We start from the raw sequence: 15636 nt of genomic DNA, 5'->3' as shown, positions 1-15636 counted from the left end.
GAAGAGCGCCAGCCAGACTGTGCTGACGCCAGATGGCGGTTTCAAATATCAGCATGGTTCACCCCCAAACCAGAGCTGCTGCAGGGCGCGCGAGTAACCTGATCGAACAGCAGCGCCAGCGACAACATCATGAAACTGAGGAAGAGCGCCAGCCAGACTGTGCGGACGCCAGGTGGCGGTTTTAAATATCAGCATGGTTCACCCCCAAACCAGAGCTGCTGCAGGGCGCGGGTAGCCTGATCGAACAGCAGCACCAGCAGCAACAGCATCAGGCCGGGGAAGAGCGCCAGCCACCAGCCGCCCCCCGCCAGATAACGCAGGGCATCGGCCAGCAGCAGCCCAAGGGAGGCCTCGTGGGCCGCCAGCCCAAACCCGAGAAAACTCAGGGCGGCGCTGTGCAGCACCGCATGGGGGAACATCAGCAGGGTGCCGATGAACCACTGGGGCAGCAGGCCGGGCAGCAGGTGGGTACACCAGCGCCGCAGCGGCCCCATCCCCTGGCAGCGTGCCAGCACCACGTAGTCGCTGCAGGCGATCCGCCTCGCCTCGGCCCGCAGGATCAGCGCGAGCTTGGGCCAGTGGGTGAGCGCCACCGCCAGGATCACCCCGTGCAGGCCGCCCCCCAGGGTGAAGCAGATGAGGATCAGCAGCAGCATGTGGGGCAGCGCCAGCATGGCGTCGATGAGCAGCCGCACCAGATAGTCGCACCTGGGGTGCAGCAGCGAGAGGCTGGCCGCCACCATGGCCAGCAGGCCGCTGCACAGGGCGGTGCTGACGCCGAGCTCCAGGCTGGTGAGGGTGCCGAGGAAGGCGCGCTGCCAGAGATCCCGTCCCATCTGATCGGTGCCGAACCAGTGCAGCGCCGAGGGGGCCTGCTGGCGGGCCAGCAGATCCATGGGCACGTCCTGCACCGACAGGCTCCAGCCATAGCAGGCCAGCAGCCCGAGGCAGCTCAGGGCCAGCGCGAGGCGCAGCAGGGAGGGTAGCGGATTAAACAGCATGCGGACCCTCCCAACCCCGGTTCATGCGGGCCACCAGCAGGCGGGCGACGCCGTTGCCGAGGAACACCAGCAGGGTGCAGAACAGCACTATGCCCATCAGCAGGGGAATGTCCCCCCGCAGCCCGGCGTCCACCGTCGCCTGCCCGAGCCCAGGGTAGGCGAACACCTTCTCCGCCAGCAGCGAGCCGCCGATAAGCTCTCCCAAGGAGGCAAACTGCAGGCAGAGCGCCGGGGTCAGGGCGTGGCGCAGCACGTGAAAGCGCAGCATGGGCCAGCCGCCGTCCCCCTGGGCGCGAGCGTAGCGGATGAAGTCGCTTGCCAGCACCTCGGCCACCCGCCCCCGGGTGTGCAGGGCTATGTTGCCCATCCCGAGCAGGGCCAGGGTGGTGATCGGCAAGATGAGGTGGCGCAGCCGCTCGGCCCAGTCCACCTGGTCCGCGCCGAGGCCCGGGGTCCAGGCGCAGCAGACCGGCAGCAGCGGCCAGTGCACCGCGAACAGCGCGAGCAGCAGCAGACCGACCCAGAAGGTGGGCAGGGAGGCGAGCAGGTAACTGAGGCCGCAGATGAGCCTGTCCGGCCAGCGGTTGAGATAACGGCCGGCGCACAGGCCGAGCAGGATGCCGGCGCCGCCCGACAGCAGCCAGGCCCCCGCCAGCAGCGCGAAAGAGGCGGCGAAGCGGCTGCCGATCACCTCGGTGACAGGCGCGTTGTAGAGCATGGAGTAGCCGAGATCCCCCCGCAGCACCTGGCCGAACCAGAGCCAGTAGCGTAGCCACAGCGGCTGATCCAGCCCCCAGCGGGCGGCAATGCTGGCGTACTGCGCAGGGGGCACGTGCAGCAGATCGTTGCCGATATAGGCCTTGATGGGATCGATGGGGGAGTAGCTGAGCAGCACGAAGGTCGCGGCCGACACCAGGCAGAGCAGCCCCGCCAGCCGCAGCAGGGCTTTGCCCAAGGCTTTACCCGATGTGCTCAGGGGTGAGGCTACCGGCACGTCCACCGCCAATCCTGCAGGTTGTTCAGCAGGGACCAGCTGCCGTGGATCTCCGGCGCCCCCTTGCCGAGATCGACACAGGCATTGGTCAGGTAGGTGTGCTGCACATTGAGCAGCCAGGCCCAGGCCGCGTCCCCCTGCACCCCGGCGCCTGTCTTGCCATCCCACTCGACCTGTTGCCAGAACGGCAGCGCCGCCCGCCAGTCGGGGGCATCCAGCGCCTGCTTGAGATGGCCATCCACCGCGGCATTGCGGTAGTAACCCGGGTTGTAGAACTCGACCCCGCCGGCGTCGCTCTGGTAGTGGTGATAGAGCTCCATGGGATCCAGGCTGCCCCAGCCCATCATCACCGGATTGGCGTGCATCTCCCGCTCCACCTGCTCCCAGCTGCCGGATTTGAGTCCTACATCGAGGCCGATGGGCCTGAGCATGGCGCGCACCGCCTCGGCCAGATCCCGCCGGGTGCTGTCCCCGCTGGTGTACCAGAGGGTGAAGGCGGCGCGCAGCCCGCCCTTGTGGCGGATGCCGTCACTGCCCCGCTGCCAGCCCGCGGCCTCGAGCAGGGCGTTGGCATGGGCGGCATCCCCGTCCTTGAAGGCGCTGGCCGGGTTGTACCAGGGCAGCCCCTGCACCGCGCTGTAGGCGGGGATGGCGTGCCCCTCCAGCAGCTGATCGGCCAGCAGCTGGCGATCGATGGCGTAGTTGATGGCGCGGCGCACCGCCACGTCCGAGGTTATGTCGTTGCCGACGGGGTTGCCCTTGGCATCCTTGCCGCCGGCGGGCGGAATGGGGAAGACGATGCCGCGGTTCTCCACGCTCGGGCGCACCCAGAGCCTCAGCGATGCCGGCACCGTCGGCGCCAGGGAGGGGGCGATGCGCACCACGTCGAGCTGGCCGCTCTGGGCGGCGGCATAGGCGCTCTCCTCGTCGATGAAGACGAACACCAGCCGCTTGAAGTCGTTGTGCTCCCCGGCGTAATAGGGGTTTTCCTCCACCACCAGCTGCTGGCCGGGCAGGAAGCTTCGCAGCCGGTAGGGGCCGGCGCCTACCGGTTGGCGGGCGTAGCGCTTGGGATCGTAATCCCGCTTCGACACTATGCCCAGCGACCCCAGCACGTTGACGAAGGTGCTCTGGGGGGCGCTCAAGCTGATGGCCACCTCCCGCGGGGAGACCACCCGGGCGGCGACGAAGTTGCCCATGTCGATCTTGCCACCGCCCTTGGCGGCGCTGTTGTAGGTGAAGGCCACATCCTCGGCATCGAGCGGCGCGCCGTTGGAGAACTTAAGGCTGGGCTTGAGGCGGATGAGCCAGCCCTTGCCATCCTCGCTCGGACTGACCGACTCGGTCAGCAGATTCTGCCAGCTCAAGTCGGCCCCCTGCTTGAGCAGCGGGCTGTGCAGCAGCAGGTAGCTGCCGTGGCTCCAGCCGAGCAGCGGATCGAAGCCCTCGGTGGGCTCGCTGCCGATGGCGAGCTTGAGCTCGGCGGGCATGGACTGGGGGGCGGCGCTCTGCGCGCCGGCGCCCATCGAGAGGGCCAGCAGCACGGCGGCGCCAAGGGGTCGGATCGTCATCAATGTTCTCGTCTCTTGCTGCCACCCGGGAAGAAAAGTGGCCACCACTAAAAGCGAATGAGGGGCCTGATGGGCCCCATGTCTATCTTTGCCGGTGCTGGCAGGCTAGCGCTCTCTCGCGCCAAACAGCCGCCTGCGCCCCAGATCCACCGCCCCTGTGCCCTGTTGCAGCGGCAGGGAGTGCAGCATCCTGAGGGTGCCGGCCACCAGCGCCCTGCCCGTCTCGGCCTCCAGGTGCGGGTCGAGCGGCGACATCAGCGAGCAGGCGAGCAGCTGGCCTATTTCGGGCAGCTCCCCCACCATGAAGGTCATGTCACCACAGGGCAGTTGCAGGGCGAGCCGCTCGCCGCTGCCGCGCCTTGGCCAGCGCTGATCCGGCCCGGGCAACACCACCACGCTCAGCATCCAGGGGGTGAGCACGCAGCCGAGCCACTGATCTTCGAACAACACACACTCGGCCACTATGGGCATGGCGGTGTGGTAGAAGGGCAGATCGGCCATCTGCTCGCGGGCGATGCGCTCGTACTGGGCCACCAGCAGGGGGGCGGGATCGGCGGCGAAGCCCGCAAGCTCCTCCACCGCGTCCGCTGCCTCGGTCAGATGGGATTGCGCCATACGCCCTCCTGCTCTCGTGCGGCCCTTTCCTGTTCGGAGAGGGGAATGGCCGGGCAACCGGCCTCGGCCAGCAGGTTCAGGATCCGCGCCCTCGCCTCCCCCATCGCCGCCGCCACCACAGAGGTGAGGCCGATGCGGGGTTCGAGGGATTCGGGTTCGACCCCGATCAGGCTGAGCCGCCTGGGCGACTCCCCGGTCATGTGCAGCGCCGACAGCACGTCCGCCAGCCCGAGCTGATGGGGGGAGATCTTGCGGCCAAACAGGGTCGGGATCTCCTCGCCACTCAGGGTGACGACGGTGCCGGGCGGGTTGCCGCTGCGCACCGCGTCCACCAGGATGAGGTGGTCGCGGTTCGCCATCTCCTCGAGCAGCTCCATGCCGGCGGTGCCGCCATCGAGCAGGTCGATGCCGGGGGCGAAACGGTATTCGCGCTCCAGCGCCTCGACGATGCGCACCCCGACTGCCTCGTCGCTCAGCAGCAGGTTGCCGACCCCCAGGATCAAGGTGTTCATCACAGCACCTTCACCTGGGTCACTTCCCCGTTCTGGGTGTCCACCACGTGCACCGCGCAGGACATGCAGGGATCGAACGAGTGGATGGTGCGCACCACCTCGAGCGGCTTGGCGGGATCCGCCACCGGGGTGCCGACCAGCGCCTGCTCGTAGGGGCCGGGCTCGTCGTTGAAGTTGCGCGGGCCCGAGTTCCAGGTGGAGGGCACCACCGCCTGATAGTTCTCGATCTTGCCGCCCTTGATGACGATCCAGTGGGAGAGCATGCCGCGCGGCGCCTCCTCGAAGCCCACCCCGCGAAACTCCTTGTCCGCCGGGATCTCGGCCTTGATGTAGGCGCTGAAGTCCCCCTTGCCGATGTTGTCGATGAGCGCCTGCCACTGGTGAGACAAGGTGTCTTTCAGCACGCAGCAACGCACCGCCCGGCCTATGATGCGGCCCATGGTGGAGTGCAGCTGCGCAGGCTTGATGGCCGAGCCGGACAGCGCCTGGTAGATGCCGTTGAGCTGATCGAAATGGGTCACAGTGCCCGGGTGCTTGGCCGCCAGCTTCACCAGCAAGTCGGCGAGCGGGCCCACTTCGACCACCTTGCCGTAGAAGGTGGGGGATTTGACCCAGGAGTACTTGCCGTCATCCTGCCAGCCGGTGTAGTTCGGCTCCGTCTTGCCCTCCCAGGGCTTGAGCGGGGCATCGTCCTTGTACCAGGCGTGCTTGTTGCTTTCGGCGATGCCCTCCATCAGCCAGGCATCCTGGTGACTCTCGATGGGGCGGTAATTCGCCAGATCGCCGTTCTCGATGTAGCCACCCGGCATCAGGAAGCTGCCACCGTCGGCATCGGTGGGGAGCTCGGGCACGCTCAGATAGTGCTTGGCACCTTGCCCCAGCGCCAGCCACTCGGGGTAGTGGGCGGCGATGATGGCGGCATCCACCTTGTAGACCTGCTCGATAAACTCGCCGAGCCGATCGATGAAGGTTTTCACATAGAGCAGCCGCTCGAGGTTGAGCACGCTGGGCGCATCCAGGTTGATGGGGTTGGCCACCCCGCCCACCGCCAGGTTCTGGATGTGGGGGGTCTTGCCCCCCAGGATGGCGACGATGCGGTTGGCATCGCGCTGGCACTCCAGGGCTTGCAGGTAGTGAGCCACGGCGATGAGGTTCACCTCAGGGCTCAGCTTCATCGCCTTGTGGCCCCAATAGCCGTTGGCGAAGATGCCGAGCTGGCCGCTCGCCACCAGGGCGCGGATCTTCTCCTGCACCTTGGTCAGCTCCTCGGCGCTGTTGAGGGACCAGGTCGACACCCCTTTAAGGATGCCCGCCGCTTTTTGCGGATTGGCCTGCAGCGCCGCCGTGATGTCCACCCAGTCCAGCGCGGAGAGCTGGTAGAAGTGGACTATGTGATCGTGGATGTTGTGGGCCGCGATGATGAGGTTGCGGATGAATTGTGCGTTGACCGGCACCTTGGCGCCGATGGCATTCTCCACCGCCCGCACCGAGGCGATGGCGTGGATCGAGGTGCAGACCCCGCAGATGCGCTGCACTATCATCCAGGCATCGCGCGGATCGTTGCCCTTGAGGATCTCCTCCATCCCGCGCCACATGGTGCCGGATGACCAGGCCTTGGTGACGACGCCGCCGTCGATCTCGCAGTCGATGCGCAGGTGACCCTCGATACGGGTGATGGGGTCTATGGTGATACGTTGGCTCATACGTTGGCTTTCCCTCGGGCCTGATAATCTTGGTGAACACGTTCCAGCGATGGCAGCACCGGCAACAGCCGGATCAGCAGCAGATAGGCACAGACCTCGATGGCGACGAAGCCAAGGGAGATCAGCACCTCTTCGGCACTGGGGAAGTAGTGATAGCCATTGCCTGGATTGAAGGCGAGCAGGGAGTAATCCAGTCGCCAGAGGGCGGCGCCCAGCAGCATGCTGAGGGCACCCAGGAACAACATGCGGGAGTCCCGACGGCTCTTGTCCCAGTGGAACACCAGCAGCGGGAAGATCATCAGCGCGATCTCGCTCCAGAACATGATGGCGTAGCGGTTGAACTCGGAGAGGTACTCCGACTTGTCGTTGATGACGATCTCGGCGAAGCGCAGCGCCACAAACAGGATCAGGAAGATGTCGATCACCTGGGTCAGCTTGTAGAACAGCGGCTTCTCGTTCGGCCCGCGTCCCGCCAGGCCCGCCTGCACCAGGGAGCCCTCAAACACCACTATGGAGAAGCCCATGATGAAGGCGGTCAGCAGGGAGAAGACCGGCAGCAGCTCATAGCTTTGCCAGAGCGGATGGATCTTCTCCCCCGCCACTATCATCAGGGATCCCATGGAGGACTGGTGCATGGTGGGCAGCAGGGCCCCCAGCGCCAGTACGAAGAACATGATCTTGTTGAGCCGGATCAGCGACGCCTTCCAGCCGAGTTTCTCCAGCAGCACGGGGGCGAACTCCAGCGCCATGACCCCGATGTAGATGGTCATGCAGACCGCCGTCTCGAACAGCACCGAGGAGGTGTTGAAGAAACCCGGAATATAGAAGTAAGGCAGGTTCCAGTAACGGCCCACGTCTATGGTGATGGAGAGACCGCCCAGCGAATAGCCAAACAGGCTGGCCAAGAGCGCCGGTCGCACCAGGGGGTGATATTCGCCCTTGTTGAAGACATAGACGGCCCAGGCCAGGGCCCAGCCACCGCAGGCAAAGCCGGTGCCGATCAGCAGATCGAACGAGATCCACAACCCCCAGGGGTAGCCGCCGTTCAGATCCGTCACCGAGCCCAACCCGAAGATGAGGCGCTTCAAGATCAGGATGCCGCACAGCACGGCAAAGGGCGCCAGCACCAGCACGGGCCAGCTGACCAGCTTGCCGCCGAGCGGATGCGCTTTATGTTCACTCATGGTCGTCGCCTCCCTTCTCTTTGCCCTGGCCCTGCTCGGGATCATGGTCCTTTTCCTGCTTCTTGGCATTGCGCCGGATCAACACGGAGAGACCGGTCAGCACCACCATGGGCAGCACCATCCCCTTGTAGAGGGTGTGCTGGATATGCTCGGAGCGCGCCCCGGAGGAGAGCTCGGGCAGGTCAGGCATGTCGAGCTTGGTGTAAGGCACCCCGGCCAGCACCAGCACCTGGGTGCCGCCCCCCTCCTTCTCGCCATAGACGTAAGGCTGATAGTTGGGCACTTCATGCCGATAAGGATCGTTGGCCACCAGGGTCTGGCGGGGATAGGCGTATTCACTGCCGGGGGTGGCCAGCAGCCGGCGCTTGGCCTCGGCCATCAGATCCTCGCGGGTACCGAAGATGACGGCGCCGGTGGGGCAGACCTCGACGCAGCCGGGCAGCTTGCCCTGATCGATGCGCTCGAGCCCTTGCTGGTTGCACAGCTCACACTTGTGAATGGCGCCGAGCGGGTTGTCGTAGTCGTACTTGGGCACGTCGAACGGGCAGCCCACCATGCAGTAGCGGCAGCCGGTGCAGACGCTCGGATCGTAGTGAACTATGCCGGTCTTGGGATCCTTCTTGAGGGCCTGCACCGGACAGACCGAGACACAGTTGGGATCGACGCAGTGCATGCACTGCTTCTTGATGTAGGCATAGCCATCCACCAGCTGATCCTTGTGCTCGCCGCTGCCGCTCTTCCAGATCTGGATGATGTTGTTGGTGAAGGGAGTCAGCTTGTCGTTGGTGGACCAGGTCTGAGCTCCCTCCGGATTGGCCGGGTTGCCGTTGAGACGCTGGCACTCCGCCACGCAGGCCTGACAGCCGACGCAGAGGGTGGAGTCGTAGAGCATGCCGAGCGAGCCGGGAATGGGCGGCTTGTTCTTGGCGGCGGCCATGGCCGTGCCCGGTACGGCCGTGCCTGCCGCCAGCGCCCCGACGGAGGCAAACTTGAGGAAGTTGCGTCTGTTCACGGTCACTCCTCCCGTGATGGGTGCTGCCCGGCTTCGTGGCGCTTCTGCTGACGACCGAGTTCACGCACCGTCATCAGGCTCACCCCCACCAGCACCCCGAGGGCGCCGCCGATGAGGCCGGTGGCGGTGGGCGAGGTATAGCCCCCCTCCTGGATGGCCACGTCGGGTTTCTCCACCCGCGGGGTCGGATTCTCGACCTTGGCGAGCTGGAAGATCCCCTTGCTAAAACCCACTCCCTGCTCGTTGCAGCCATAGCAGGGGTGGCCTATGCCCACCGGCCAGATACCGCCGCCCACGTCGCAGAACTCCAGGGTCGAACAGTTGCCGTAGGTCTCAGGCCCCTTGCAGCCCAGATGATAGAGGCACCAGCCCTGCCGATGGCCCTCGTCGCCAAACTCCTTGGCGAAGCGGCCGGCATCGAAGTGCGGGCGACGCTCGCAGTTCTCGTGGATCAACCGCTCATAGGCAAACAGCGGCCGCTTCTTGGCATCGAGCGCCGGCAGCTTGCCGTAGGTGATGTAGTAGGCCACGGTGGTGAGGAAGTTGTGGGGGTTGGGCGGGCAGCCCGGAATATTGATGATGGGGGCGCTTATGCTGCCGAGGGCCTCCTCCAGGCTGACGGCACCGGTAGGGTTGCTGCCGCTGGCGGGCACCCCGCCCCAGGCGGAGCAGGAGCCGATGGCGATGACGGCGGCCGCGTCGGCGGCGGCGCGCCGAATATGGTCGACGATGGGCTCACCGGCCACCATGCAGTAGACGCCACCATCCTTGAGGGGAATGGAGCCATCCACCACCAGCACATACTTGCCTTTATAGCGTTCGATGGCGTTGTGCTTGTTCTCTTCCGCCTGATGACCAAAGGCCGCCGAGAGTACCTCGTGATACTCCAGCGAAATGGTATTGAGGATCAGGTTTTCGATGGTGGGGTGGGTTGCCCGCAGCAGCGACTCGGTACAACCGGTACACTCCTGCGCCCCTATCCAGATCACCGGAGGCCGCTCGGGGCTGGTGAGTGCGGTGGCCATCTTCGCCACCGCCTGATTACTTAATCCCAGGGTTGCGGCCATCCCGGCACACAATTTCATAAAATCACGGCGATTAATTCCATGAGCCGATAAAAAATTATCCGCGACCATTCGTCTTATTCCCGTCAGTGAGCATTGTTTGGCAAATGCTTAATTGCGGGAATGCTATGCCTCCCCCCAGGCCCTCATGTTGATCTCCATCAAGTCGCGGGGCATTAGTCGTGGAGAAAACTCATCAACGAAAATAAAAAAACCATATGCAGCAAAGGCTTATCGAAAATCATTCTCAAGCAACAAATACCTATTAGGGGATAGATTTCGATAGCCGTGAATTAACCACATTTAAACTTCGGTCTATTCCCGGTATTCAGTGGCTCAAAATGAAAGCGTTGTCACAGCATTTATCATTCGCAACTGTTATTAGCTTCTTTCCGATTTCCGGCCATAGAGCCGCCCACAGCACGATCGCAGCCAGGGGCCACAAAGCCGTAAATTAATTAATCATGAATCGATATTGGCTGAACTAGGCTGAGGGTTGAAAGACGCTCTGGCCCGATATCGAGCGCCAGGGAGCCTCATACAGATCTTTATAACGACCGGCTATAGCCCCGATTGAGAATATTTAGGAGGGTCCCCTATGGGGCTGGGGAGGAGGGTACTGTTCAAAACAAATGTGATATAGGTCTCGAATAAGACATGAACTCAAACGACATAAAAAAACACCGGCTTGAAGCCGGTGTTCGAGACCACTAGCAAGGGCACTAATCAATTAGGGAAATTGAATTCATTATCTCTTACTACGTTATCATCAATATCGATTATCGCATGACTAGATATATTTTTTCGCCAAATGGATTGCTTACATAGAAATTATCAAGATCTAACTCAACATTGCTTTTATTGACAGTAAGAAATGCCTTTGCATCCAGTGTTTTCTGCGGAACACCAAATATATAATATTATTCACGTTTAAAACCAAAATAAACAGTATATGTTCCCATATCAGTCCATCGTTGAAGTTGGTTTCTATCATCAAAATTTAAAACCAACACCACAGCATCTTTTTTACCAAATCGATAGCTTATTATTATCTAAAAAAATGACACCAACCTTTGTTTTCGTTCATCTATATGACATGCTGCTATTTTTATTTCATCAGATAGACATAAGCTATTATCTTCTCCGTTAGCATGTAACGGCTAACGAAAGTGTTGCTAAAGAAACGAGCATATATAGGTATTTCATTTCAAAACAACCTCATTTATTCATGCCTATACTCACCCCGTACATTCGCTTTGTAATATTATATTATTTCATGTGATTCACTAAAATCATTGATAGTAAAGAATATCGACTTATTATATTTAAGCGATTATAGTGAAATGCTTCTACTACATGGATAATTCAATATAATGTGATAAAAAGCACTGACTATCGCCAGTGCCTCTATAATCTATCAAGAGATGTTAAATACATTTCACTCGCATTTATTTATGACGATATCATTTTTATCACTTAACGCGGAAAAATCAGAGTCTGCTTTCCACATATATTTTGATGTATTTTTTTCGAAAAAGCCCTTCCATGATAACTTCATCTTATCGCCACTTATTACAGCATCGGCAATAGCATTTTTCTTGGAAAATTCATCCCAATTAAGCATCATCCCTCCCCGCCCCAAATCAAGTGGTTCTTCAAGAAAAAACGATAATGAATTATCATTCCGAACTACTGCAGCACCCACTACAATTTGATTTGAGTTAACTATCATCTCCGCTTCATCTTTATTCTTAAAAAGAATATTCCCTATTCCTGATTCACAATCAATGGCCCACCGTTCATTGGCACCAACATTAAATGAAAATAAAAATGTAAAAATAAAAAAATAAATTCTAAAACTCATTTGTCACCCCCAAAGATATTTTTAAGTCCGTTTTTCCATCAAGTTCTTCTTTTAAATATTGATCAAAAATAGACAATGCCTCTCCCATCGTTTTTGATGGTTGCCCATATCGGCCAGGTGGAAGACTTGCCCACTCATAACTTAACTTATCTAATGCTCCCTCAATTTCACCTCGTCTTATTTTATCCAATGTTCCTTCCCTTTTCTTCTTAAATAAGATAAGGCAAAAAATATCTTGGGACAATGGAGAGAAGTCATTTACATTATATTCTTTCCTAGCCTTAACCATCGATGGGTCATCCCACGTATAACCCATTACTTGGTATGCCCCTGCCGCACTGGAAATCAACTTACCAGATTTTATTTTTATTCTAGGATGATCAGCAAAGTCTCGACTGTAATCCTTTATAAATGACTTGCCACTAAAGAGCGTTTCATATCCTTTATCTCCAATAGTACCTTCACCTACTCGTAGCATTCTCATAAAAGCTCTAACTCGAGCATCACTTAACGTCGGTACTAAATTTGTTTGCAAATAAAGTAATGGGTATAGATGCCAAATCTCCTTCTCAAACTTTAACTTGGCAGCACTCTGCATCCACTCCAGCTTATCGATCCGCTGTTTTTCATGATCCACCAGTTGGTCAAAATCGGGCAGACCAATCTTGGCCATCAACTTGTCCAGCCATAGATAACTGCTGGCCGAGGATTTTTCGTACCACTCGCTGGGATGCTTGACGATAAGTTTGTGGAGTTGCTCTGCATTACCGCTGTCTTGCAGTGCTGCCAGGATCTCTTCACTGCTGAGCTCATTATTACCATCGGTATCGAAGCTCTTGACCAGGTCGGTGAAGAAGGTCGGCGGCGCATCGGGATCCAGATAGCCATCGGAGCCAGAGCCATCGACCTTTTTAAAACCAAGCTTCAGCCAGTCATGCTGACTCAGTAGCTCGACTTGCGATTTCTCGACATATTTTCCTGACGAGACGCAGACCCACTCCTTCTTTGCGTCATCTTTCTCCAGCTTGGGCGATTCAATCAGCTCTTCCAGGCTCTTGCCCTCGGTCTTCACCCACTGATCTTTACCGTCCTGCTTCTGCTTCTCATACAAGACAAGCTCTGCCGGTACCTTGGCATAGGTAGCACCGCCTTTTGTATTGGCCTTGTTGGCCAATACATCGTCCAGTCTGGGATCCTGGGTGAATACCTCAAGATGGACCTGATGCTTGCTCTTCCTGCCCCCGATCAGCGAGCCCGGTGTTTCCACCAGGCCGAGATAACCGATGGTCTCCCCCGCCGCGATGGCGACCGGCGAAGACAATACATATAACTCGCCAAGATGAGACGGTGCGCGCGCATTCACCTTGATATATTCATCTTCCACACATACCCAGGCCAAGCCACAACTTCCAGGCACCCCGTCCACACTCGGCATCACATATTTGCATCTGGCCATCTTGCGCGCCTTGTCACCCACCCAATGAAATTCGAGTTGGTGCGCATCATACTGCACTTTAGTGCCCGCTGGCAGGGAGACGCTGCCACTGCCGGCCATCAGGCGACCTGTCTCATTATCAGGAGTAGGATCTGCCCGACCCGCCATATTGGTCAGCAATTCGGCGTCTATCTGATCGAATAGCCAACTTGGCAGATTGGGTTTGATAAAAGTCACCGCATCCGGGCTATTGGCAATCCAGACCGAACTCCCTTCGCTTACCAATACCCCCGCCTTCTCACCCTCTTTGAGCTGTGCACTTGAAAGCTGGCTCTTGATGGTCACCTTGATGAAGTCGTACTCCTTGCCGCCTACCTTTCCTCTCTGCGACGAAGTGCCGCTGTCCATTTCCAGCTCGGTATCCTTGGGCAGGGCGAAACAGGGCAAGACAGCATCTACACGTTTCTGATCCTCATCGGGATTGGCATGGGGCACCGAATTGCGGGCATTCCAGTTCTTTTTCAGCACCAACTTCTCGGTATTCTGATAATGCTGCCAAGGCAGTAGGTGCATATAGAGCGAATAGAAGGTGAACTCGTTTTTCGCCTTTGTCTCTGGATTCATTTCACAATATTCATGCTGCACCAGACAGAAGCAGTTGGAATAGCGCAGGGATTCTCCCTGGAATTCGGAGATCAGGTAATCCTCCATCATCCTGAATGCCACTACCTTGCCATCGGCGATGGCCCTGACGGGGTATTTATCCTTGCACCAAGGGGCGCTCTTGTCGCTGATATGAATGCCACCGTGCCACTTGTTGTGATTGCCGAGCAGATAGTGACCTGACTTTTCCCCATTGATCAACGCTGTCAGCGCCTTGACGTCTTTGAACTCTTCCCCTTTGGCCGTGAGGATGGGAAATGCAAACTTCATGCTGCGTCCTTATTCAGAAAAGAGGTAGAAGGCCGCGGGCTTCTGCTCCTTGAGCAGCGCCTCCATCGCCTTCTCGGTAGGAATGGCTTTGAGCAGCTCTACCGCATCGGGCGCCTTGACCACTTCCACGGCCTTGGGCACCACGGGAGCCTTGCCCGCCCAACCTGAGCCCGATCCTGCGCTGCCACCGGCATTGAGCTTGATGGCGGGGCCGACCAGCTTGATGCCGCTCGGATCGACCTTGACGAAGCTGCCGCCGCCCTTGAGGGTAATTTCGGCCCCCGCCTCCAGCACCAGCTTGTCACCCACCTTGATGTGCACCTCCTGCCCCGCCTCCACCAGCAGGGATTGCCCCAGCTTCTGATGCATAGACGCATCCACGGTCAGCGAATAGTCGGCCTTGACCTGGTCCCGCTTCTCGCCATTCACGGTGAGATGGTCATTGGCCTTGATGCGGGTCACCCGCTCATTGTCAATGTCGGTGTGCTGGTCGTGCTTGATGTGCCAGGCCGCATCGTTCTCAATCAACAGGTTCAGGTCTTTCTGACCGTGAAGGTAAATCTCTTCCTGCCCCGCCTGGTCTTCGAAGCGCAGCTCGTTGAACCCCTCCCCCTGATGGGTCTCGGTACGCAGCACGGTGCGGGTCTTGTGCGCCGGCAGCTCGTAGGGGGGTCTGTTGGTGGCGTGGAAGGTCCGGCCTGTGACTATGGGCTGGTCCGGGTCCCCTTCCAAAAAGCTCACGATGACCTCATGACCGATGCGTGGGATGGCCAGCATGCCGTACTGGCCGCCCGCCCAGCCCTGGCTCACCCGCACCCAGCAGGAGCTCTGGTCGTTGGAGCTTCCGTAACGGTCCCAGGGGAACTGCAGCTTCACCCGGCCATGCTCGTCGCAGTAAATCTCCTCCCCCTCCGGGCCCACCACGGTGGCGATTTGCGGGCCGTCCACCATCGGCTTGTGGGGCGCCTGTGGGCTGCCGATGCGGGCACGCCAGCTGGTGCTGGCCTTCACCACCGCAAATTCGTTGTGGTAGACGGTCGGGCCGCTGCCGCCCTCTTCCTCCAGCGCCTGGGGCTGTAATCCGGTGTGGCTGATGCGCACCACTTGCCAATCGGTGTTCAAGCCGCCGTTCGGGTGTTCGGTCAGCGAAAACGTCTGGCCCGGCAGCAGGGCCGCGCAGTTGGACTTAGCCAAGCCGGTCACCGCGTCATTGCGCAGCGCATCCAGCCGGTGCTGGGTAAAGGCCTTGCCGCTCGGGTCCAGCTTGTAGCGGCCCGGGTAGTCGAAGTGCTGGTAGCTGCCCCGCTGGTGCTCAAGCTCGGCCCCCAGCTTCTTGTGAGACAGGCCATAGGCCGGGGTCTTGAAGCTGTAGTCTTTCAGCTCTACGTCGCTCGGGCGCACCGCCTCCCGGTAGTGGAACTGGCGCACGTAGGGGCCCTGCTCCAGCGAGCGGTTGCCCAGATTGAAGAACAGCTCCGGGCCGGCGGTCAGGGCCGCCGCGTCGTCGGCAAAGACGATGCGGTGCTTGCCCTGCTCGAACTCGTGGAAGTAGAACAGTCCCTCTTCGGCGGCGAGGCGGTTTAGGAATTCAAGGTCCGTCTCCCGGTACTGCACGCAGTACTCCCGCTTGGCATGCTCGTTTTTCAGAGCGAAGGCGTAGTCGGTGATGCCGTGCTCTTGCAGCAGGATGGAGAGGATTTCGTCGGGCTTCTGGGCCTGGAACATGCGGGAGTTCTGGCGCAAGGAGA

The 15636-nt window shown here is 59.5% G+C and carries 12 protein-coding genes; all 12 read right to left on the bottom strand.

Going from position 1 to position 15636, the window contains the following annotated elements:
* Window positions 1–188 precede the first annotated feature (188 nt).
* Window positions 189–1001, bottom strand: coding sequence for an ABC transporter permease (locus tag KW821_RS17175; RefSeq protein WP_218292300.1), 813 nt, complete (start codon window positions 999–1001; stop codon window positions 189–191).
* Window positions 991–2001 (bottom strand): ABC transporter permease, encoded by a 1011-nt coding sequence (locus KW821_RS17170; RefSeq protein WP_218292299.1) that lies wholly within the window; start codon window positions 1999–2001, stop codon window positions 991–993. The genes KW821_RS17175 and KW821_RS17170 overlap by 11 nt, the downstream gene beginning before the upstream one ends.
* A complete protein-coding gene (locus KW821_RS17165; protein WP_218292298.1) occupies window positions 1986–3566 on the bottom strand; it encodes an ABC transporter substrate-binding protein in 1581 nt (526 codons plus the stop codon). The genes KW821_RS17170 and KW821_RS17165 overlap by 16 nt, the downstream gene beginning before the upstream one ends.
* Window positions 3567–3671: 105 nt before the next feature.
* Complete coding sequence (hybE, locus tag KW821_RS17160; protein ID WP_218292297.1) at window positions 3672–4181, bottom strand: hydrogenase-2 assembly chaperone; 510 nt, start codon at window positions 4179–4181, stop codon at window positions 3672–3674.
* Window positions 4163–4693 (bottom strand): HyaD/HybD family hydrogenase maturation endopeptidase, encoded by a 531-nt coding sequence (locus KW821_RS17155; protein WP_218292296.1) that lies wholly within the window; start codon window positions 4691–4693, stop codon window positions 4163–4165. The genes hybE and KW821_RS17155 overlap by 19 nt, the downstream gene beginning before the upstream one ends.
* Window positions 4693–6396: a hydrogenase 2 large subunit gene (gene hybC, locus KW821_RS17150; protein ID WP_218292295.1), complete on the bottom strand. Its 1704-nt coding sequence runs from the start codon at window positions 6394–6396 to the stop codon at window positions 4693–4695. The genes KW821_RS17155 and hybC overlap by 1 nt, the downstream gene beginning before the upstream one ends.
* On the bottom strand, window positions 6393–7580 hold the full coding sequence (gene hybB, locus KW821_RS17145; RefSeq protein ID WP_042653504.1) for a Ni/Fe-hydrogenase cytochrome b subunit: 1188 nt from the start codon (window positions 7578–7580) through the stop codon (window positions 6393–6395). Before hybB ends, hybC begins: the two co-directional genes overlap by 4 nt.
* Complete coding sequence (hybA, locus tag KW821_RS17140; protein WP_218292294.1) at window positions 7573–8592, bottom strand: hydrogenase 2 operon protein HybA; 1020 nt, start codon at window positions 8590–8592, stop codon at window positions 7573–7575. Before hybA ends, hybB begins: the two co-directional genes overlap by 8 nt.
* Window positions 8593–8594: 2 nt before the next feature.
* Entirely contained in the window at window positions 8595–9728 is a 1134-nt protein-coding gene (gene hybO, locus KW821_RS17135; protein ID WP_042653502.1) for a hydrogenase 2 small subunit, read from the bottom strand.
* 1366 nt (window positions 9729–11094) lie between these two features.
* Complete coding sequence (locus KW821_RS17130) at window positions 11095–11520, bottom strand: hypothetical protein (RefSeq protein ID WP_218292293.1); 426 nt, start codon at window positions 11518–11520, stop codon at window positions 11095–11097.
* Complete coding sequence (locus tag KW821_RS17125) at window positions 11510–13888, bottom strand: glycoside hydrolase family 104 protein (RefSeq protein ID WP_218292292.1); 2379 nt, start codon at window positions 13886–13888, stop codon at window positions 11510–11512. Before KW821_RS17125 ends, KW821_RS17130 begins: the two co-directional genes overlap by 11 nt.
* Before the next feature lie 9 nt (window positions 13889–13897).
* A partial coding sequence (tssI, locus tag KW821_RS17120; RefSeq protein ID WP_218292291.1) for a type VI secretion system tip protein TssI/VgrG occupies window positions 13898–15636 on the bottom strand: 1739 nt, incomplete at its 5' end.

Source organism: Aeromonas sp. sif2416, assembly GCF_019218665.1.
Taxonomy (GTDB): domain Bacteria; phylum Pseudomonadota; class Gammaproteobacteria; order Enterobacterales; family Aeromonadaceae; genus Aeromonas; species Aeromonas encheleia.
Note: the sequence above shows the minus strand (reverse complement) of the source record. Positions and strands in the feature narration are given on the sequence as shown.

Bases quoted from the DNA above. Each gene is read 5' to 3' on its own strand.
- KW821_RS17175 (WP_218292300.1), bottom strand. From the start codon at position 1,001: ATGCTGTTTAATCCGCTACCCTCCCTGCTGCGCCTCGCGCTGGCCCTG.
- KW821_RS17165 (WP_218292298.1), bottom strand. From the start codon at position 3,566: ATGACGATCCGACCCCTTGGCGCCGCCGTGCTGCTGGCCCTCTCGATG.
- hybE (WP_218292297.1), bottom strand. From the start codon at position 4,181: ATGGCGCAATCCCATCTGACCGAGGCAGCGGACGCGGTGGAGGAGCTT.
- KW821_RS17155 (WP_218292296.1), bottom strand. From the start codon at position 4,693: ATGAACACCTTGATCCTGGGGGTCGGCAACCTGCTGCTGAGCGACGAG.
- hybC (WP_218292295.1), bottom strand. From the start codon at position 6,396: ATGAGCCAACGTATCACCATAGACCCCATCACCCGTATCGAGGGTCAC.
- hybB (WP_042653504.1), bottom strand. From the start codon at position 7,580: ATGAGTGAACATAAAGCGCATCCGCTCGGCGGCAAGCTGGTCAGCTGG.
- hybO (WP_042653502.1), bottom strand. From the start codon at position 9,728: ATGGTCGCGGATAATTTTTTATCGGCTCATGGAATTAATCGCCGTGAT.
- KW821_RS17130 (WP_218292293.1), bottom strand. From the start codon at position 11,520: ATGAGTTTTAGAATTTATTTTTTTATTTTTACATTTTTATTTTCATTT.
- KW821_RS17125 (WP_218292292.1), bottom strand. From the start codon at position 13,888: ATGAAGTTTGCATTTCCCATCCTCACGGCCAAAGGGGAAGAGTTCAAA.